Below are 18,685 nucleotides of genomic sequence, written 5' to 3' on the forward strand. Positions count from 1 at the left end.
TCACCTCGGATAGTCGCTGAACAGACCTTCGGACTCCTGGTTGTCGACCGGGGTACCGAACAGCAGCGCCCGGTCCAGGAAGACGTTGTTCAGCTCGCACGACGTCTCCGGAACGAGTACGCAGGCGTGACAGGCCGCGAGGTTGAGTGCGTCGACCCCCGAACCCGTCGCTTCGATGCAGACAGGATCAGCCGAGCACCAGGACAGGCGCGTCAGTCCTTCGCGCATGGCGTCGGCGAACCTCTCTGGATCGGCCTGTGATGCAACACCTCCCAGACTCCCGGCGGAATCGGAGCTGGCCGTATAGATGAGTATGCCCGCCATGTTCTCGTCGACGAACAAGCGCTCCCGTAGCGATGCCGCCGGATACCCCGCATCGAGCGAGAACTGGTCGATGATGACGTGTGCCAGGGTATGCAGAGCTACTTTGACAATATCGACCTGCGGCGCTTCGATCCTGCCGAATTCCTCGGCTCGACGGTTCGCGGCGTTCTGCAAACGGGTCCGCCTGTCCTGAGCGAATGGACGTTCGGCCCACTCCGCCAGCGCCGCGCGGTCGAAGGCCGCGAAGACACCTTCGCCGATCACCTCGATGGCAGGCAGCCAATTCTTCTGGGTGTGCGACAGCGCGCAGAGCGCATCGGAGGACAGGTCGGTTACACCGTCGAGCCGAGAGAATCCGAACAACGCACGAATCTCGCGCAGCCGAGTGACTTTCCGAACCTCTGTGACCAACGAAGGCAGGTCGGGGTCGAGTTCCTGCTTCAGGCAGACGAAATCGGATGTCTTTCCATCGTCTTCGAAACCTGCGAGCAGGGCTTCGTATTCCTGACGGCGCAGCATCTCTTCATCGATCTCGACACCGCTGTCTTCACCGCGCTGTCGCTCGATCTCGCTCGCGAGCTCAGCCACGGTGAATTTCGCACCCGGCTCGCTTGCGAGATTCTCCAACAACCTGGCATTCACGGCTTCAGGGTCCTCGAAGAACTTCCAATGCCGCTTGACGAACTTCGCGACCGCTTCCGAATACGGCGGGATCGATATCGCCGACCGGACCGCCGGGAACCACACATTGGACGCACCACGCTGCACGGCCTGGGGAATCTCGGCGCACTCCTGCGTGTACTCAGGTCCGAGCCAGGGTCGAGCACCACTGCACTTACCGAACGGTGCCAGGGCTTTCAGAGTGGTCGCACCGTCGAGCGATCTGGGCGTGACGCCGCACGAGCATTGGAGGACAAGGTCAGCCAGCGAGGACGTCCTGCCCAGTGCCTTCAGACGCATTTCGTGTTTTACGCCGGCACCGGGTGTGCCCTTGTGCAGCCACTCGTAGTACGGGAAGTCCTTGATGTGCCCGCGTCGGCAGGTGACGATCAGTCGAAACGGCGTGAGATCTGCTTTGGCCTCGCACTGAGCGCATTTGGCGACATTCCAGTCCCGGGACAGGTCGAAGATCGTGCCGATACGGCGGCACGAAGTACAGATCTGAACCTCTGGAAAACGAATCACCGGGACGTCTCGCTTGCTCCCGGCAGGCGGTGATTTCAGTTGGAGGACACCCAGTGACCGAGCCAACCGCGGTTCGCTCACCAATGGGCTCTCGGCTCTCCACTCGTCCAGCCCAGCGATCATGAAACTGGTTGTCTCGGAGGGAAAGAGGCCGCCGATCCCGTAGGTGCTCAGCAACTGAGTACGACGTGCCCGGGGGTTGGCGGTCATGACTTCCTCCTCATGACGATCGGGTAAAGGGTGCTTTCGGCGTCGACGTCGCGCATGCTCTGCAATGTCGGCCAGGGTGTCTCGTCCTGTGAGTACTCGATGCTCTCGTCGACCAAAGCGGTTCCGGCCTCGACGAGCAGCGCGGCCTCGGGATTGGTTCTGTTGCTGTATCGAAGGTTGTGCTTGGCCGCGACGTCCTTGACCCAGACATCGAGGAGCCGATCGAGTTCGGTGCTGGTGGCGTCGTATTCGTTCTCGGCAACTCGATCGACCCGCTCCTCGATCAGCTTGGCGACTTCCCGCAATTCGTCCCAGTGCTTTTCGGCGAGTACCGCTGAGCTGTCCCCGGACAGAGCCGGTACCAGCAGACGGGCGAGTGAAACCAGGACGCCGTGCAGACCGCGGTCGCGCGCTCGGGCCGCGAAGGGCGTCGCGCTGGTCGCTTCCACGGCACGATAGAGCGCTTGGTGATAGGGGACGAAGTTCTCGTAGTGGGACCGATCGCGGGACCGCGCGCTGTTGAAGATGACGACGACGAGGCCCGGATGCCTGCGTCCCACACGGCTGGTCGCCTGGATGTACTCGGCACTGGACTGCGGCTGTCCCATCACAGCCATCAGCCCTAGACGATCGATATCGACTCCGACCGAGATCATATTGGTGGCCAGGACGACGTCATCGGCCGAGCCATCGGCATACCTGCGTTCGAGTTGCTTGAGTCGGTCGGGGATGTCGGCGGACGGGACACGACTGGTCAGCTCGTTGAGCGAGCCCAGCTTCCGGGCGGCCGTACCCTTGCGGTTCGCGACCAGCGACAGCCGTTCTCGGACGTCGCCTTCGACTTGGAGATTGGCGCTGCCGAGCACCCGGAGGCTGTTGAAATAGCCCAAGAGCGTCCAGTAGGGATCGCGGGTGGCATCGTCACCCGCGATGTCGGCGGCGGCTTGAAGGACAGCCGTGTACGCGCGGACCAGCAGCGTCGCATGACTGGTTCCCGGCGCCATGATCCCGACGTAGGCGCGAGTGCCGAGTGCTTCGCGTGGTGCCGGCTCGGCGAAGAAGGACTGATCGGGATCGATCCCCGGCGGCGGGAATTGTGCGGCACTGCGAGCGAAGACCGCTTCGATCTGCTTTTCCGCCCGTCGGATGGTCGCCGTTGAGGCGATCACCTTGGGTCGACCATACGACGAGCCGTCATCCAAGGACTTGACCGAGCAGGCTGCGTCGATGGCCGTCTCGTACAGACCCACCATCGAGCCCAGAGGGCCCGAGATCAGGTGCAATTCGTCCTGGATGATGAGATCCGGGGGCAGCCCGACGCCGTCGCGCGCGAACAGCCTGCCCACATCCGATTTCCAGGCCATTTGCGCGAATTTGTCCACCGTGCCGAGGACCAGTTCGGGTCTGGTGTTGTAGATGTCCTCGTCGACGACATGAACCGGCAGTCCTTCGGCGAAATCGCATCCGGATCGTCCGCAGGCGATCCGCAGGTGCCGCTCCGGCCGCAGTACGACTTCGTAGAGATTGGCATCGAGCGCGGCCCCGCACCACGGACACTGGGTGAGTTGAACCGGATTTTGCTCACCGATCTCACGTCCCGAGCGCAATTGGCGGATGGCCCTCTTCGCCTCATCGAGGGTGTTCGGCGTGCCACCCGACCCCACCCACAGTCCGATCGAGAACGGTCGTCGACCAAGGTTCTCGATATCGCTCCGCCGGACGGTCTCGAGTGAGCACATCAGCATCGACGCGCGCTCGAACTGCTGAATCGTCAACAGCCGCAGGGTGTATCGCATGATGACCGCGACACCCACGGCCTCGGGGTCGTGCAGTCGGCGATGAATGATGCAGTACGCCACCAGACCGAGGTATGCCTCCGTCTTGCCGCCGCCGGTCGGGAACCACAGCAGATCCGCCAGCTCACGGTCGGGATGCTTGCGATCGCTCAGCGCTGGAAGGTTGAGCAGGATGTAGGCGATCTGGAACGGATACCACCGTTCGTTCTCGCCGGTACCGACCTGTCCGGCAGCACCACTGCGAATCCACTCTTGGCGGGCACGCTGCAACTGCATGGCGCGATTGGCCAAGCGGAAAGCTTGCATCGCGTTCGCGTTGTCGAGATGGCGGATCCCGGCGTCGATCCGGTCCGCTGCTTTGCGTGCGTCTCGGATATGGCGTTCCGCCACGGACCGAAGATCGGCCAGTACGCCGGCGGCACCGTTCTCGACGGTGGCCGCAAGGTCGTCGATCCATGCGCGATATCGACGAGTGAGTTCGCGCAGATTCGAGATCACCTCGGCTGCACCGGCTTCCGCGAGGAATGACATCCGTAGATCCACGGACTCGTCGAGTTGCCCCGGCCGGGCGCGACTCACTTCATAGGTCGGCAAAAAGGTGGTCTCCACTTCGGTGACCATGGCGTTGACTGCGGATGAGAGATCCCATGTTGCCGCGCAGCCGTGGCCGACCGCGAAGGTGTACATATTGCGGTAGAGCAGCGCCGCGCTGTCGAGATCCTCATCGTGACCGGTATTGCGATGAAAGGTGCGATTGACGATTGCCGGGCGATCGGTGCCGACCCGGAGTCCGACCTGGAACCAGGCTTTCGAGTCGCGCAGTGTCCCCCGAGGGGTGGTTTGAACATTGCGCAGCGTGATCGAAACCGTCACGATGCCGTCCCGCTCGGGGCGAACGTAGCGGTGCACCTGCAGACCCGGGACGACTTCGTCGGCGTGGATACCGGGTTTCGTGAGATCCTGTTCCAGCGTTGACAATTCGAGTGGGATCCGCTGCCACTGCCCGTCTCCTACTGCCGAACCCGCCTCGGCTACTTCGACATAGTGAGCACCGGCCGGCGTGATCGATATCGTGCGTGATTGCGAAAGGCGAACCGACAGAGTCAAACCCATCGTCGACGGGTACCGCATTCGCGACTGCGCGACGGGGGTGTCCTCGAAGGTGTCGCCGTCATACGATTCGGCTTCATCGGGCTCGGGCGGCTCCTGCAGCGGTTCACCGGACGGCCACAGCACACCGACGACGTAGCGGCTCAACGGCGGCTCGTCGAGTACCTCGGATTCCGTGGCATCGGGTCCGAACACATCCCGCGTGAGCTCTTCGATCATCTCGGCGCGGAATCGATACTTCTCACCAAGTTCTGGCCTCATTGCCTCATTCACTCTCCGACTCCCTGCTGTTCCAGTCCGGCAGCACCAACCCTGCGATACGGGGAACGAGCCACATCCCCGAACCGCCCAGGCCGGTCTGCTCTGTCATTCGTGGTTCGGCGGCCACGGTTTCGACCGAGACCACCGATAGTCCTGTCAGCTTCTTGGGCAGTGGTCGTCCACCGAGTCCGAACGCCTTCAGGAACGCGGTACCGAACGATTCACTGGACCTGCCGATCGCGGTTCCGTCGGCTGCGGCCACGAAAATGAAGGAGGGAATGACGCCCGCCGTGCGCTCTGGATCGAGATGTGCCTCGACATCCATTCCGTCGAACAGGGCCTCGCTCAGCCGACCCTGGAGGATGCCCGCGTCGGCCCGCGTTCCGAATGGCACATCGACCGCGACGTCGGCGTAGCAGAACTCCATTGTCTTGGTGCGCTTCGAGGTGCCGTTCCGGACTCGTTCCAGGATTCGACCGGGGAGCCAATACTCTTCGGTCCAGTAGGCATGGTTCTTGGCAAGGTTGCAGCTGAACACCTGGTCACGTGCCCTGCTCAAAGCGACATACCGCGCCCGAACCGCTGCCCAGAGATCGTCGCTCTTGCTCGGATAGCTCGGGTCGACCAGGAACACCCGGTCGAATTCGAGGCCCTTGGAGCGGTGGATGGTCGAGAGTATTACCTCGGCGTTGTCCTGTTCGGTCAACGCCAATGGGGTGGCGCCCGATCGGATGACAGTTCGTAGTCGAGACAGGTTCAGCGAGTTGTGATTTCGACCCGATTCCGCGGCCTTGAGCAGATACCAGGCGTCGCTGGGTGCCACACCGTGCGGCAGCTTGGACAGCGCCTCGTCGACGTCGTCCTTGGTGACGTCCATTCGACTGAATCCGTTCAGCGCCGGACCGATCCATCGTGCCGCACCGAACTCCTGTGCCGACCGGCGCACGACATGCCGGACTCCAAGCTTGTGCAGCTCGCGGGAAGCGCGAAGCACCTCTGCATTCGACACACAGAGAACCGCGGTGCGTGTGGCTCGCCCGGCCAGCAGCTCGGCCCAGTCTGCGGGATCACCCAGCGGGAGCAATGTCGAATCGAATTCTCGAATCAACTCCCACGCCTGTTCGGCGTCCTCGAGGTCGCGGATCCGGTTGCCCAGACCGATGATCTTCTTGGGATCGCTGCCCCGCGCGCGGTAATTCGTGTACAACGCCACCTGATGTGCACCGAGCTCGCTCCGGAGTGCGGTGAACACATCAGCTGACGTCGATCGGCTCTTGCTCTTCGCCAACTGGAAGTCGTAGATGGCTTGCAGCGGATCTCCCAATGCGGTGATCCCCACCTGCGTGTCCAGGGTGCGCAGTACGGCGAGGACGAAGTCTGCGCGGTCGCCGACCAGATCCTGGATCTCGTCCACCACCACATGGCGTAGGTCGTCGAGTTCGTACGGTCGTTCGGTCGTCTCGTTCAGATACTTCGTGGCCTGTCGAATGCGAGCATCGAAGTCACCTTTGGGCTCGATGTCGGCGTCCACCAGCAGTCGGTTCGCGAAGGAATCGAAAGTGCGCACGTTGGCCTGCGCCACCGCACGGGCATCCAGGCGCTTGCGGACCGCATCCACGGCAGCCCGCGAAAAGCTCAGCACCAGTATCTCCGCCGAGGCCGAAAGATCCTCGGCTGCGACAAGCTGCCCGATGCGCGCGGCCACGACCTCGGTCTTGCCCTGGCCCGCACCGGCCACCACCAGCAAGCGCGCTTCGATCGGCGATTCCACGATCGCGCGCTGAACATCGTCCAGTTCGACGATGGGAGCCTGAGGAGTCACTGGTCCTGCCATAGGGGATCGAAATGATGAAATGCGAGTTTGGTCCCGAACGCGTCGATGTTGTCCTTGACGTTGACGATGAGGACCTCCTCGGACCCGCCGTTGTGGGGCCCTCGTAACCCCCGTCCGATCATCTGTTGATATCGGTTGGGGCTGAACGTCGGCCGAGCCACGTACACCGCACCGACCTTCGGGGCATCGAAACCTTGCGACAGCACGTTGTAATTGGTCAGCACCCGGATTTCACCGGCCTTGAAACGATCGATCACCCGGCGGCGTTCGCTCGGCTGGGTGTAGCCGGCGATGGATGCCGATCGAATTCCCATGTCGCTCAGTACCGCCGCCAGCGTTTCGGCGTGCTGCACCGATGCTGTGAAGACGAGGGCCGTCATATCCGAGGGAAGGCCCTCGATCGAACTCAGAATCCGGCGGTTGCGTTGGTCGTTGGCTGCAACCGCCTCGAGGTCGATGCGGAAGTCCTCGAGATGGGTGGGCTCGGTCTCCTCCCGTCGGCGGGTCTTGCTGGGTGTCAACGTCATGCCATCCAGCTCGAGATGTCGCACCCGAGCGAGGATTCCGCGCCGCTGCAACTCGGCATGGGGGTCACTGCCCAGCACTCCGGCGGTCAGCAAGTTCGAGTCGTAGCGGTTGATGAGGCTGCGCGTCTGTTCCTCGTTGTGTCCTCGATACGGGCTGGCCGACAGCCCGATCAAGACCCGATCACGTTCTCTGGCACCGCGCTTGAGCCAGTTGAACAGTTCGGTGTAGGTCTTGGAGATCGACGTGTGCGCTTCGTCCACGAGCACGATGTCGGCATCGGCCAACCAGTCGTGCTCCCGCTTCCGGCTCAGGGACAGCAATTTCGCGTCGGTCGTGACGACAAGATGAGTGCCGTCCTCGGCCGGTGTGGTGTCGTTAGCGCCCCACAGTCTGCTGATGGTCAGCTTCGCACCCGGTCGCGCGGCCGACGACCAGGTGTAGGACCAGGTGTCGACGGCTTGCTCACAGAGTTCATCGGTCTGCGCGATCCAGAGAATGACCGGTTCGGAATCCGTCTGGGTCACGTGCTTGATGATGGCCTCAACGGCCACCCGCGTCTTACCGGATCCCGTCGGAAGGGACACGATTCCACGGTTCTTTCCGCCAGGTCGCAGCACCGCGAGCATGTTCTCGACCACCGCTTCCTGATAGTCGTGCAGCGGAGGGAGCCCGACCGGGCCGATCACCTCGAATCGCGGTGGCGGCGCAACGGTCCGGCTGCCCGCGAATTCGGGAGCCAGGCCGAGATCCTGAATCGCGGCTCGGGCTTGATACGAACCGGTCAGCTGCGGAAGGACGATCCCCTTCTCCTCGATTGCGGGCAACAGGCGTTTCAAAAGACCCGCACCCTTCGAAGCGCGAGCCATGGCCGCGATCTCCTCGTCGCGGAGCCGGCGTCCCCTGCGGGATTCAGCCAGTTTCACGGCGCCCTTGGGCAATTCGTTGCGAATCGCCTCGACGCCGGCGAGCATGACGAGCTTGCGATCCTCGTCCTTCTCCTTGCGGACTCGTTCGCGCAGTTGACTCTTGGCGCTGCGTTCGCCGATCTCCAACGTCTTCTTGAACAGCGCGGATGTGAGTTCCAGTCGCAGCGTTGCGTTCAGGCACGACAACAATGCGTCGTCGGTCAAGCTGTCAAGGAAGTAGACCGTGCGTTCGCCATCGCGCAGGATCGTGTGTCCCGCTTGCACCTCGGCGGGTGCGTTGCGCATCGTCACCTCGACCGCGATGTCGGAACAAGGGACGAGTTCGATATCGGGATCGCTACCGAGCACCGCACGCAGCCCCGGAAAACGGTCGATCAGCGGGGTGGTCTCACCGGATATGGTCGGCAGCACCGCCCGATTGACCAGACCGTGCGAATCCTGCAGTCCCCAACGGTTCAGCAGAGCGGTCATCTGCTCGCGTGTCGCCACCACGACGGCGGGATAGCCTGCGCTCTCCATCAGCCTGTAATCCGACTCGCGGAGAGTTACGTAGGTCTCGTCGGGTGCGGCCAGGGTCTGCTTCGACGAGACTTCGACGCCCAGCTCATCAGGTGCAGGTGCGCCGGCCGCAGCCGCGAAACCATACAGCCGGTGCAATTTTGCCTGATCCAAGTACTTCCACGGGTTCACCAGGATCCGGCGCCATTCACGTTCCGTGAGGTGCGACGTGAGACCGAGCGAACGTGCCTGCGATTCGCTCACCCGGGCAACCGGAAGGAGCTCGTCGGGGAAGCCGGGAACCGGAGCGAGTACTTCGCGTACCGGCCTCGGGCCGAAAGCAGTATCGAGGACACCGTGCTGGGTCAACCACCACACCGCCGGATTGGTGAACGGCATTCCGGCGCCGCCTCCGGCGCCGACGCTCCAGGGGGTGGTATGGCCGCGCAGGATCAGGTGGGTGAGGTTCCGACGTCCTTCGGGTGACAAACGGGACAGGGTGTCCAGCCCGCGATAGGTCCTACCCGGCGTGATGCGGACCCGTCCAGGTTGTACCGCCGCTCCTTGGTCCGCGGACCACTTGCAGTATTGCTCGCGAGCCGCCTGGTCCCACTCGACGAACCACTCCTCGCCGTCGGGCTTGCCGAGCTGCGGTTCGCTGTAGGCGCCGAGGGCCCGCAACAGCTGAATGTCCGCTTCGTGGAACGCCGTATCGATGGTCAGCTCCGCGTCACGCGTCCCGTCGGGCGGGACTATGACACCGGGCAGCAGAGCCTCGCGGAGCGGCACGACGCGGCGGGCCATGGATCGGACCGGAGCCGCACCCTCACCGAAGGCGGCCGTCAATGTCTCGACGGCATCGCGAGGCCGTAGTCCTCGGGTGAGCCGCCACAGTCGTTCGACCATATGCCCGGTGGGTGAACCGCTGGTCATCTGGGCGACCTGCGACTTCAAACGGCCAAGCTGGTCCATCGGGCCGATACGTAGCTCGCGGAGTGCCTCGACGACCGCCGCATCCTCGGTCACCGCGGGATGGACGAACTGCGGTCCAGGCTCACTGTCGAAGTCGGAGACGAAGATTCGACCGGCATGCGGTTGTTGCAACGAGTTGTCCGCCGCGAGCACGAAGGCGCCTAGGCGCATTTCTCTCGCATGGTCACTGGCGTGCGCGTCGACCAGGGCCGCGAGCTTGATGGCTTCTCGCGATCCGGGAACACCTGCCGCCTGTGCCAGCGCTCGCAGCCACTCGCCGACGCTGCGCCGCTTGGTTCGGCTGAGCGCAATGAGCCGCTCTACCTTCGCATTACGCTCACGAGTGCTCTCACCCGAACCGTGCAGCCAGTTGCTCGGTCGTCCTTCCACCGTTGCCCAACGTGGTTTCCACGAGTTGAAGTCCGAGAGGAACTCCGGTGCGAGGTTGATACCCGTCGGCCGCAGGAGCTTCCCGTTCATATCGGGCAGGCACGGAACCTGCGCCACTGCGATCATGATCGGGTCGTTGATCTCATCGTCCGCCCACGAGCGCGCCTCACGCCCGCGCGCAGGCAGAATGTCGAGGACGGAGCCCGGGTCCTTCTCGTTCACCAACTCCGCGAGATTCGAGCTGACGAGATCCGGCAGCGTCGAGAGCAGGATCTCCCGGTTGTATTCGCCTTCCAGGATGTCGTGCCTGTCTTCGTTGGTTTTGAAGGGCGCGTTGATGATTCCCGCCAGCGTGGTCTGCGAGTTCGTCGGGAAATAGGACCAGAACGAGCCGATCCGTGTCCTGTCCTTGTCCGGCACCGCCCAGGTCACCTCGATGGATTCGCGGCCCGTGATGCCCCCCGCCTCCGCGCGAGCGGCCTCGGAGGGTTCGTGTGCTGCACGAAATACTTGCCACCCGTTCGCCGTTTCACCGGAGCTGAGGGTTACTCGATGGCCGATACGAGTGGCGGACCAAACGTGCCGGATATTCGAGATATCGTTGCGCAGTTCTATTTCGCGGACATGCGGTGTGAAGAGAAGGAATTCGGGAGGGAAGTCCAACAGGGCGGCACCCAGCCAATCGATGCCATCCTTCAGCGGCAGCCGTACCACCGTCGATGCCCAGTCCATGAGTTCGGCGAGAATGCGGTCGGCACTAGCGGCCTCATGCGGATCGATCGGCTCTCCGATTCGCAATACGGGTGTATGCGGCACGTGTGGAGAAATCTCACGAACCAACCGCTCGCTCTTCGCTCGATCGAATCGGAATGATCCACTCCGGCTGATGATCTCGGGGCGATCCGTTATTCCAAGCACGGACTTGAACCCTAGGCCGAACCGCCCGATCTCGTTGTCGCGCTTTCTGGAAAGGTGCGATGCCATGATCGTCTCGACACCCACGAGCGTGATGGGTCGGCCATCGTTTGCGCAGTACAGATGGTCTTCCGACAACACCAGAGAAATGCGGCCGCAATCGTCGGTCAACGCGTCTGCCGCGTTCTGGACCAGCTCATGCAGCTGCTTCTTGCCATACCCGCCGGTAATGTTGGAGAGTTCGATTCCTCCATCCTGCTCGATAAGGTTGGGCTTCGCGCGATACGCGGCCAGGCATTGCTCGGTTTGCTGCCGTACAAAGTGCCCTAGTTCGCATTCGACGCCACCCCACCCTGATCTCATCTCGCCACCCCAAGAGTTCAAACCTCAGTGCATCGCACTGCTTCCGATGATCATGCCAGTTGTTGTTGCTCGATGACGAGTGCGCGCTTTCGGCAACTCGACCGATGCGAAGGATCATGGCACAGGCATCCGACAAGTCTTGACCGCCAGTTCGATACAAACACAGTGGATTTCGAACTATTGTTCGAGTTGAGAAGTCGGCTTGGTGACTTCTTAGTCGTGCGTCCATTCAAGATTGCGGGTTGTGTGAACGTCCGTGGATGCGCCGCGAACCTGCCGTGAAGTGCGTGTCTTCGACGGAGTCCCTGCTCACGGAATCGAATGGCCGGTCCCGACACCCTTCCGCCGTTGCCGTTGTCGACTACTTGTGTAGGTGACCGTAGTCGCGGCGCGTGGTCGGCGAATCGGTCGGTCAATCCGTCCCATCACGGTTTGCCCCTGGATATTTGGCACAGAATGTCACACGGCAGCGGCAGCGGTCAGCGACCGCGAAAGGGCGTGGGCATCATGGATCCATGACATCTGGTGTAGTTGTCCGGCCGGTCACGGCGGAAGACGAGAAGTTCCTGTGGGCGATGCTTTTCGAGGCGGCCCATGCGGGGGAGCAGGGGATGGTTTCGCCGGATGAGTTGAAGGGGGTGCCGGAGTTGGCTTGTTATGTCGAGGGGTGGGGACGAGCGGGGGACTTTGGGGTTGTTGGTGGGAGGGATGGGGAGCTGGAAGGGGCCGCTTGGGTGCGGTGGTTCACGCACGATAAGCCGGCTTATGGGTATGTGGATGATGAGACGCCGGAGTTGGCTATTGGGGTGGCGCCGGGGTTGCGTGGGGTTGGGGTGGGGACGGCGTTGCTCGATGAAGTGGTCAAGGAGGCGCGGTTGCATTGCCCGGGGGTGAGTTTGAGTGTGCGGCTGTCGAATCCGGCGTTGCGGCTCTATCGGCGGGCGGGGTTTGTCGAGGTGCCTGGTACGGAGATGATCGATCGGTCCGGTGGGTCCAGTATCACTATGGTGTTGCGGTTCAGTTGATTACGCGGTCGGTGCGGTGGCCTGCGGGTCAGAGCTCGCGGTGGAGGTCGAAGGCTAGGCGGCCGGGGGACAGGTAGTCCTTTGGGTCGAGGAGCATTCGGATTTGGGGGCGGTCGTCGTCGGGGAGGCGGGAGAGTTCTTCGTGCAGGGGGGTGCGGAAGGCTTCGCCTCGGGCGGTGAAGACGGGGAGCCAGTTGTCGTGGTGGTTGGGGATGAAGATTTTGGGGCGGAGGGCTTGGATGTAGGTGCGGGGGTCGCGGAGGCCGTTGGTGAACTGGTTGTAGCCCTGGACTGCGCCGATGTGGACGGTGGATGGGGGGAGGGCTTTTAGGGCATCGATTACTTGGGGAGCCCTGTCTGCCAGGGGGCCTGAGGAGTCGTGCCAGGTGAGGGTGAAGTTCTCGGTGCGGAATTGGTGGAGGAGGACGCCGCCTTCGGGGGCGGAGAGGTTGCGCACCAGGTGGGCTGCGTCGATGAGAGTTGGTGCGTAGGTTCGGATGTCGCCTATGCAGGGGGTGGGGCGTAGGCGGGTGGAGGCGTCTGGGCCTTCGTGGCGGGCGGTGCGGGCGGAGTGCAGGTGGCGGATGGTGGTTACCGAGATGCCTGGGGTCAGGTCGAAGTCGTAGCGGTCGCCGGGGTTCGCGGCGGCCGAACCCAGTTCGACGCAATCGAATTCGGGTCGGGTGACCTGTTTGCGGATGGTGGCGCAGTGTTCGGCGGTGCCGTATACGACGGCGCCGCTGGCTTGCGCGATGGGCCCGGCGTCGGCCGCGTGGTCGAAGTGGGCGTGGCCGATGAAGATGGCGGCGGGGCGCAGGGCCGCGACTTCGGCGGGGGTGGTGGGGACGTAGCCGGAGGTCACGCCGCGCGGCACCCAGGCGTCGAGCAGGAAGACGTGCCCGCCCATGGCGACGGCGAAGCTCGCGCAGCCGAACCAGGCCAGCAGGACCTGGTCGTCGCGGACGGCGCCGGATTGCGGGTTCACGGCGTTCGTGCCGAAGAAGTGCTGACGCGCGGCAATGGTGTCGGCCAGGGTGGGCTCGGGGAGGGGAGGTGCGGTGAACCGGTTGGTCAGGCCGGTGAGGCTGCGGGAGATGTTGGCCATGCGGGTCCCCTTAGGTCGTGGGGTGGGCGCCACCCTGCCCGATCCGCATTCTGCACGGATCGGGCGGGGGTGTCACGTGGTTCGCGTGGAACGGACGCCTATCCAGGTCATCACGCGCTCGAGGGGGCCGCGGCCCAGGACGAGGACCCAGAGAGTCGAGGCGGCGAGGGTGACGGTGACGAAGACTGCCAGTGGGGTGTTGTCGGTGAGTTCCAGGTCGCGCAGGAATCGCAGGGCGATGATGTGGCCGGCGTAGGCCGTGAGGGGGATGGAGCCTACGGCCGCGATGGGGAACAGCAGGGGGCGGATGCGGGGTGCGAGATACAAGAGCAGGCCGAGGACAGTCAGGGCGAAGCCGAGGGAGCCGGCGATCTCGAAGGTGGTGCCGGAATGTGGTTCGGCGGTGCGCAATTGGGCCCAGTCGGAGTCCTCGGGGGAAACCGGGTCGCTCAGCAGCCACGCGGCGCCGTAGCCGAGGATCATGAGGGCGATGCCGGCAGCGATCAGTCGATTGCGGAGTGCGAGGGAGCGCAGGTCGGATCGTCCGATGGCGAGTCCGGTGAGCGCGAAGGTGATCCACACCAGGCCGGGGTAGTCGCCGAGGACTGCGAGATCGGTTATTTGTGCGCCGGAACAGGTTTCGGCCATCGGAGCGCAGGTGTCCGGCAGGAGATGGGACAGCCATACCGTGAGCGGCGGGGCGAGCACGGACCAGGCGGCGGCGAGGATGAGCAGGCGGCGTGGCGTCCAGCGCAGGAAGGGGATGCACAGGGCGAACAGGAGGGCGTAGGTCTGGAGGATTACCGAGATGCCGGTGCCCAGGGCCGTCAGGAGACCGCCTGCGGCGAATAGGACTATGGCGCGCACCAGGATTCGGAGTCGTGCCGATACCAGACGGGTGCCGGTGGGCGGGTTCTCGTGGCCGGTGAGCAGGGCGATGGATACGCCCGCCAGCGTCGCGAACAGGATCGAGGAGCGGCCGTGTGCGATCGACAGCCAGCTGCCGGGGTCGTTCCAGGCCAGGGTTCGGGTGACGCCGATGTGGGCGACGATCATCCCCAGCACCGCCAGGCCGCGCGCGGCGTCGAGGGCCACGATGCGGGAACTGGGTGGTGCTGTGGCCGCCACGGGTGCGGCGGCGACGGTTGCGGTCATACCGGCATGTTCTCGGAACGACCATTAGGAAGTGATGAGGCCGGTAGGGATGCTCCGGGCCTCGACCGGGACGAGGCGACGTGGCCGTCCAGGCCTGACGGGGGTCAGCGCGGGCTCACGACACCGCAATGCGGTAACCGAGACCTTGCCGTTGCTATGGGCTACCGGGTGGTGAATGCCGGGATCACACTGTGACGAACCGGTTGGTAAATGTTCAGCCTGTTGTTAACCGCTTCGCGTTCTATCGATTTCAGAGGTAGCTGAACGAAGGCTACCGGTAGGGCAATTGGGGTTCACCATGTACAACGAGGTACATGCGGCCGCGCTGGAATGCGAAGACCACAAGTACACGATGCGCATCAGCCGGCTGGCGATCGATAAGCTCGGGATCCGGTTGTACGACCGGGTTTCGGCGGTGCTCGCGGAGTTGATCGCCAATTCGTACGATGCCGATGCCACCGAGGTGGCGGTGGAGCTGCCGTGGGGGGTCACCCTGACCGGCAATATCCGGGCCGCGGACGAGCCCGCGTACCGGATCGTGGTGTCCGACAACGGGCATGGGATGACGGCCGAGGAGATCAACGAGCACTATCTGATGGTCGGCTCGGATCGGCGGGTGCGGACCGGGTCGGATCTGTCGCGGGAGCGGCGGCGGCCGGTCATGGGGCGCAAGGGAATCGGGAAACTCGCCGCGTTCGGGATCTGCCGCACCATCGAGGTGATCAGCGCGGGCAGCCATCCCGGGGATTACACCGACCTCGGCTGGCCGGTCTCGCATCTCATCATGGATCTGGACGAGATGCTCACCGACACCGAACGGGACTACTACCCGAAACCCGGTGCGATGGACGGTACTTTCACCGCCCGGCGGGGGACCACCGTTATTCTGAGCAACTTCTTTCGCAAGCGGGTGAACACCGGCACCGAGCTGAATCGCCAGCTGGCCTCCCGCTTCGGCATCGAGCGCGCCGATTGGCGGGTCGAGGTCCGTAACAGCAACGGCCGGGAGAGCTTCACCCTCAGCGATCTGCCGATCGATGTCATGGAGGAGACTCGTATAGACACCGCGCGGGTACCGGTGCGTTTCGGGCATCAGTACCTGCCGGTGTCCGGGTGGATCGCCTACTCGAAACAGCCCTACCGGGACGAGGCCATGGCCGGTGTGCGGATCTACGCGCGCGGCAAGATCGTCGCGCAGACAAGGGATTTCGGAATTCCGGCCGGGTTCACCGGCGAATTCAAACTGCGTTCCTATCTGGTCGGCGCCATCAATGTCGACTGGCTCGACGACGACGAGGATCTGGTGCGCTCCGACCGCCAGGACATCATCTGGAACTCCCCGCGCGGTGAGGCCCTGGCGAATTGGGGCCAGGCGCTCATCAAGGAAATCGGCAGGCTCGGCGAGAAATCCATTCGCCGCCGGGTCTGGGAGGAGTTCGTCGAGCGCTCCCGGCTGCACGAGACCCTGGAGGCGATCGCCCCGGGCGACCGCATGTTCCGGGATTCCGTCGTCGAGGCGGCGCGAATTCTGGTGGCGCACAAGGATCGTGCCTCGCTCGACGATCCCGCGCACATCCAGAACATGCTGCGCCTGGCGCTCTCGCTGGGCCCGCAGCGCAGCCTGCTCGAGACCCTCAAGGAGATCGCCGAGGACGGCGAGGACCCCGAACTCGATGTGGTGGTCGCCCTGTTCGAACGCGCCCGCGTCGCCGAGATCTACTCCCTGGGCCAGATCGCCAGCGAACGCGTCGCCGTCGTGGACCGCCTGCGCGCCCTCATCGACGACCGGCGCTCCCTGGAACGCCCCTTCCAGGAACTCATCGAATCCGCCCCGTGGCTGCTCGCCCCGGAATGGACGCCGCTGGGCATGAACGAATCCCTCAAACGCGTCCGCGCCAGCTTCGAGCGCTGGTACGCGCAGAAATTCGGCGCCAATCTGGTGACCACCGCCATCGGCAGCCACAAGCGCGAACCCGATTTCGTGCTGCTGCACGACTCCGGCGAACTCTGGATCGTGGAGATCAAGCGCATGGATTACCACCTCACCGACGAGGAGTACAACCGCGCGGTCAACTATCTCTACGAACTCGACCGCTTCCTCGAGGAGAATCCCCGCATCGGCGCCCAATTCCCGCGTCGCCGACTGACTTTCATCGTCGACCACATCGACCGCCTGGGCCCGGCCTCGCTCTCCTCGCTCATGAGCGACCGCCGGGTCGACCGCCGCACCTGGCGTGAACTGCTCGACTCCACCCTGCGCGCGCACCGGGACTTCCTGGAGCGCGTCTACGCCATGCGCGACAACGGGGAGGACGAACAGTCCGATGGCGGCATCCGGGCCGGCTGAGACCGTCGCAGCACAGAACACTGGCGATGGTGCGGTGAATCGAGTTGCTGAGCAGCGTGTAATCGCGACGCGACCCAGTGATTTGGTGTGGTCCGGGTAACTCCTGGGGTACGTCTAGAATCGGTTCGGCTCCCGACCGGGGGCACGCGTGCCCGATGGTCAACGGCTCCCAGCCGGGCGCTGAAGATGCGGGGAGGCGGAGGAGCATGGTTCACGGCACGGTGAAGTGGTTCGACAGTGAGAAGGGCTTCGGTTTCATCCGACCCGACAACGGCGGCCCTGACGTGTTCGTGGAGTACACCGAAGTCGAAGGCCACGGTTTCCGGTCCCTGGTGGAAGGTCAGCGCGTCGAATTCGAGGTGCGCCGGACCAAGCCGGGACCGGAAGCCGTCGGCGTCCGAGTGATCACCGAACGCGGCTTCTGAAGAACTCCGCCGCGAGTTCTTTCCCGCGTTCACGCTGCGCGGGCTCGTCCTTGACGAATTCCACTGCCGCCCGCTCGAACTCGGCCGAGATGAATTCCGCGATCGGCGCCGGAACGCTGCCGGATCCCATTTCCCGGGTCCGCGATTTCAACTCCGTCAATTCCGCTACCGACGCCACGAATTCACCCGGCAAATCGCATTCCGCGAGCAGCGTCGGCAAATGCATAGGAGCCACCGCTTTATCGGAATGCTCGTGCAGCCAGCGCAATGCCATGGCCGGTCGCAGCGAATAGAACACCTTCTTCAGCGACCGGTTCGAGTCGAACAGCTGCCACTGCCGTCGCCCCAGATGCAGGTAATGCCGGGCGATCCGGTTGCGGTCCGCGATGTCATCCGCCAGCGCGCGTAATTCGTCCCGGAATTGCGCGTCCCCGCGGTAGACGATCGGCGACATCAGCCACTCGATGAGCACCGCATTCCCGTTCACCAGCAGCCGCAGCGCCTTCACCAGATCCCAGCCGTTGACATCCAGCAGCCCCACCAGCGGCGTCTCGATGACATCCCGGCCGGGCCACGGCGTCAGGTAGTCCGCGGCCGTGCGCGCATAGACGAACCGGCAGTCGTAGTCCGAATCGGGCGAGGGAAAACCCCAGGCCCGGCTGCCGCTCTCGATGGCGAGCAGCACGTCGACCCGGTGCTCGCGCTCGATTCGATCCAGCTCGCCGTCGATCGTCGCGACCACCGCGGAGTCCATGGATGAGGGGATCGAACGCAGTGTCATGCCCGCTGACGCTAGCGCCCGCAGCCGCGCAGGTCCACGCGTTTTCGTACCGGTCATGCCCCTGAAAACAGGGGCGTGATTTGTCCGTTATAGCGGCGTATTTCGATTCGTGATGAACCAGGTCACACGTCCAGGAGCCTATGACCTGAGTCACAGAGCGCTAATGCCGCGTAACGGGTGGTGAAATGCCCTCGATAGGCTGATCGTCAGTAAGTTCAATCCGAGAGGTAATTACATGATCCCCGTTATCATTGACACCGGTTCCGCTGCTCTGAACGGCCTGCTCGACACCGGCTCCGCCGCGCTGCACGGCCTGCTGAACACCCTGTGGACCGGCTCCTTCGGCAAGTGATTAACTGCTGGTAGTCCGCGGACAATACGGGCCACGGACGAGCCGGCATCTTGCTGACGTCGATCTAATTCGACTTCGAAAGCCCGGCCTCGCGCTCCGCAGCGGCGAGGCCGGGCTTTCGGCTATTCATAGCCACTTCCTCTAATCGCGAAAATCCGCCTCGCGAGTACCTGATTCGCTGAT

At 63.7% G+C, this 18,685-nt stretch carries 10 protein-coding genes; 3 read left to right on the forward strand and 7 right to left on the reverse strand.

Annotated features, from left to right (window positions below; genetic code table 11):
- Genes drmB through ACFVIV_RS25550 form a run of 4 tightly spaced genes read right to left on the reverse strand, consistent with a single transcriptional unit; the run spans position 1 to position 11,312 of the window.
- A complete protein-coding gene (drmB, locus tag ACFVIV_RS25535) occupies positions 1–1,719 on the reverse strand; it encodes a DrmB family protein (RefSeq protein ID WP_379200419.1) in 1,719 nt (572 codons plus the stop codon).
- On the reverse strand, positions 1,716–4,898 hold the full coding sequence (locus ACFVIV_RS25540) for a helicase-related protein (RefSeq protein ID WP_379200421.1): 3,183 nt from the start codon (positions 4,896–4,898) through the stop codon (positions 1,716–1,718). Before ACFVIV_RS25540 ends, drmB begins: the two co-directional genes overlap by 4 nt.
- Entirely contained in the window at positions 4,891–6,708 is a 1,818-nt protein-coding gene (locus tag ACFVIV_RS25545; protein ID WP_379200422.1) for a UvrD-helicase domain-containing protein, read from the reverse strand. Before ACFVIV_RS25545 ends, ACFVIV_RS25540 begins: the two co-directional genes overlap by 8 nt.
- Complete coding sequence (locus tag ACFVIV_RS25550; RefSeq protein ID WP_379200424.1) at positions 6,705–11,312, reverse strand: DEAD/DEAH box helicase; 4,608 nt, start codon at positions 11,310–11,312, stop codon at positions 6,705–6,707. Before ACFVIV_RS25550 ends, ACFVIV_RS25545 begins: the two co-directional genes overlap by 4 nt.
- A gap of 515 nt (positions 11,313–11,827) precedes the next feature.
- On the opposite strand from ACFVIV_RS25550, the gene ACFVIV_RS25555 reads away from it, so the two are divergent.
- The gene (locus ACFVIV_RS25555) at positions 11,828–12,337 is read left to right on the forward strand and encodes a GNAT family N-acetyltransferase (RefSeq protein ID WP_379200426.1); all 510 of its coding nucleotides are present in this window, start codon (positions 11,828–11,830) and stop codon (positions 12,335–12,337) included.
- Between the two features lie 28 nt (positions 12,338–12,365).
- On the opposite strand, the gene ACFVIV_RS25560 is transcribed toward ACFVIV_RS25555, so the two are convergent.
- Together ACFVIV_RS25560 and ACFVIV_RS25565 are read right to left on the reverse strand one after the other, a co-directional pair.
- On the reverse strand, positions 12,366–13,442 hold the full coding sequence (locus tag ACFVIV_RS25560; RefSeq protein WP_379200428.1) for an MBL fold metallo-hydrolase: 1,077 nt from the start codon (positions 13,440–13,442) through the stop codon (positions 12,366–12,368).
- A 72-nt stretch (positions 13,443–13,514) separates the two neighbouring features.
- Positions 13,515–14,597 carry a heparan-alpha-glucosaminide N-acetyltransferase domain-containing protein gene (locus ACFVIV_RS25565; RefSeq protein ID WP_379200430.1) on the reverse strand — a complete coding sequence of 361 codons (1,083 nt, stop codon included), beginning with the start codon at positions 14,595–14,597 and terminating at the stop codon, positions 13,515–13,517.
- A 298-nt stretch (positions 14,598–14,895) separates the two neighbouring features.
- Here ACFVIV_RS25565 and ACFVIV_RS25570 point away from each other — a divergent pair, with 298 nt between their 5' ends.
- Both ACFVIV_RS25570 and ACFVIV_RS25575 read left to right on the forward strand, forming a co-directional pair.
- Positions 14,896–16,944 (forward strand): ATP-binding protein, encoded by a 2,049-nt coding sequence (locus tag ACFVIV_RS25570; RefSeq protein ID WP_379200432.1) that lies wholly within the window; start codon positions 14,896–14,898, stop codon positions 16,942–16,944.
- A gap of 206 nt (positions 16,945–17,150) precedes the next feature.
- Positions 17,151–17,369 carry a cold-shock protein gene (locus ACFVIV_RS25575; RefSeq protein WP_379200434.1) on the forward strand — a complete coding sequence of 73 codons (219 nt, stop codon included), beginning with the start codon at positions 17,151–17,153 and terminating at the stop codon, positions 17,367–17,369.
- Here ACFVIV_RS25575 and ACFVIV_RS25580 read toward each other — a convergent pair.
- Positions 17,350–18,150 (reverse strand): DNA polymerase beta superfamily protein, encoded by an 801-nt coding sequence (locus ACFVIV_RS25580; protein WP_379200436.1) that lies wholly within the window; start codon positions 18,148–18,150, stop codon positions 17,350–17,352. The genes ACFVIV_RS25575 and ACFVIV_RS25580 overlap by 20 nt on opposite strands.
- Positions 18,151–18,685 lie beyond the last annotated feature (535 nt).

The sequence above is a fragment of the Nocardia sp. NPDC127526 genome (genome assembly GCF_042672265.1).
Taxonomy (GTDB): domain Bacteria; phylum Actinomycetota; class Actinomycetes; order Mycobacteriales; family Mycobacteriaceae; genus Nocardia.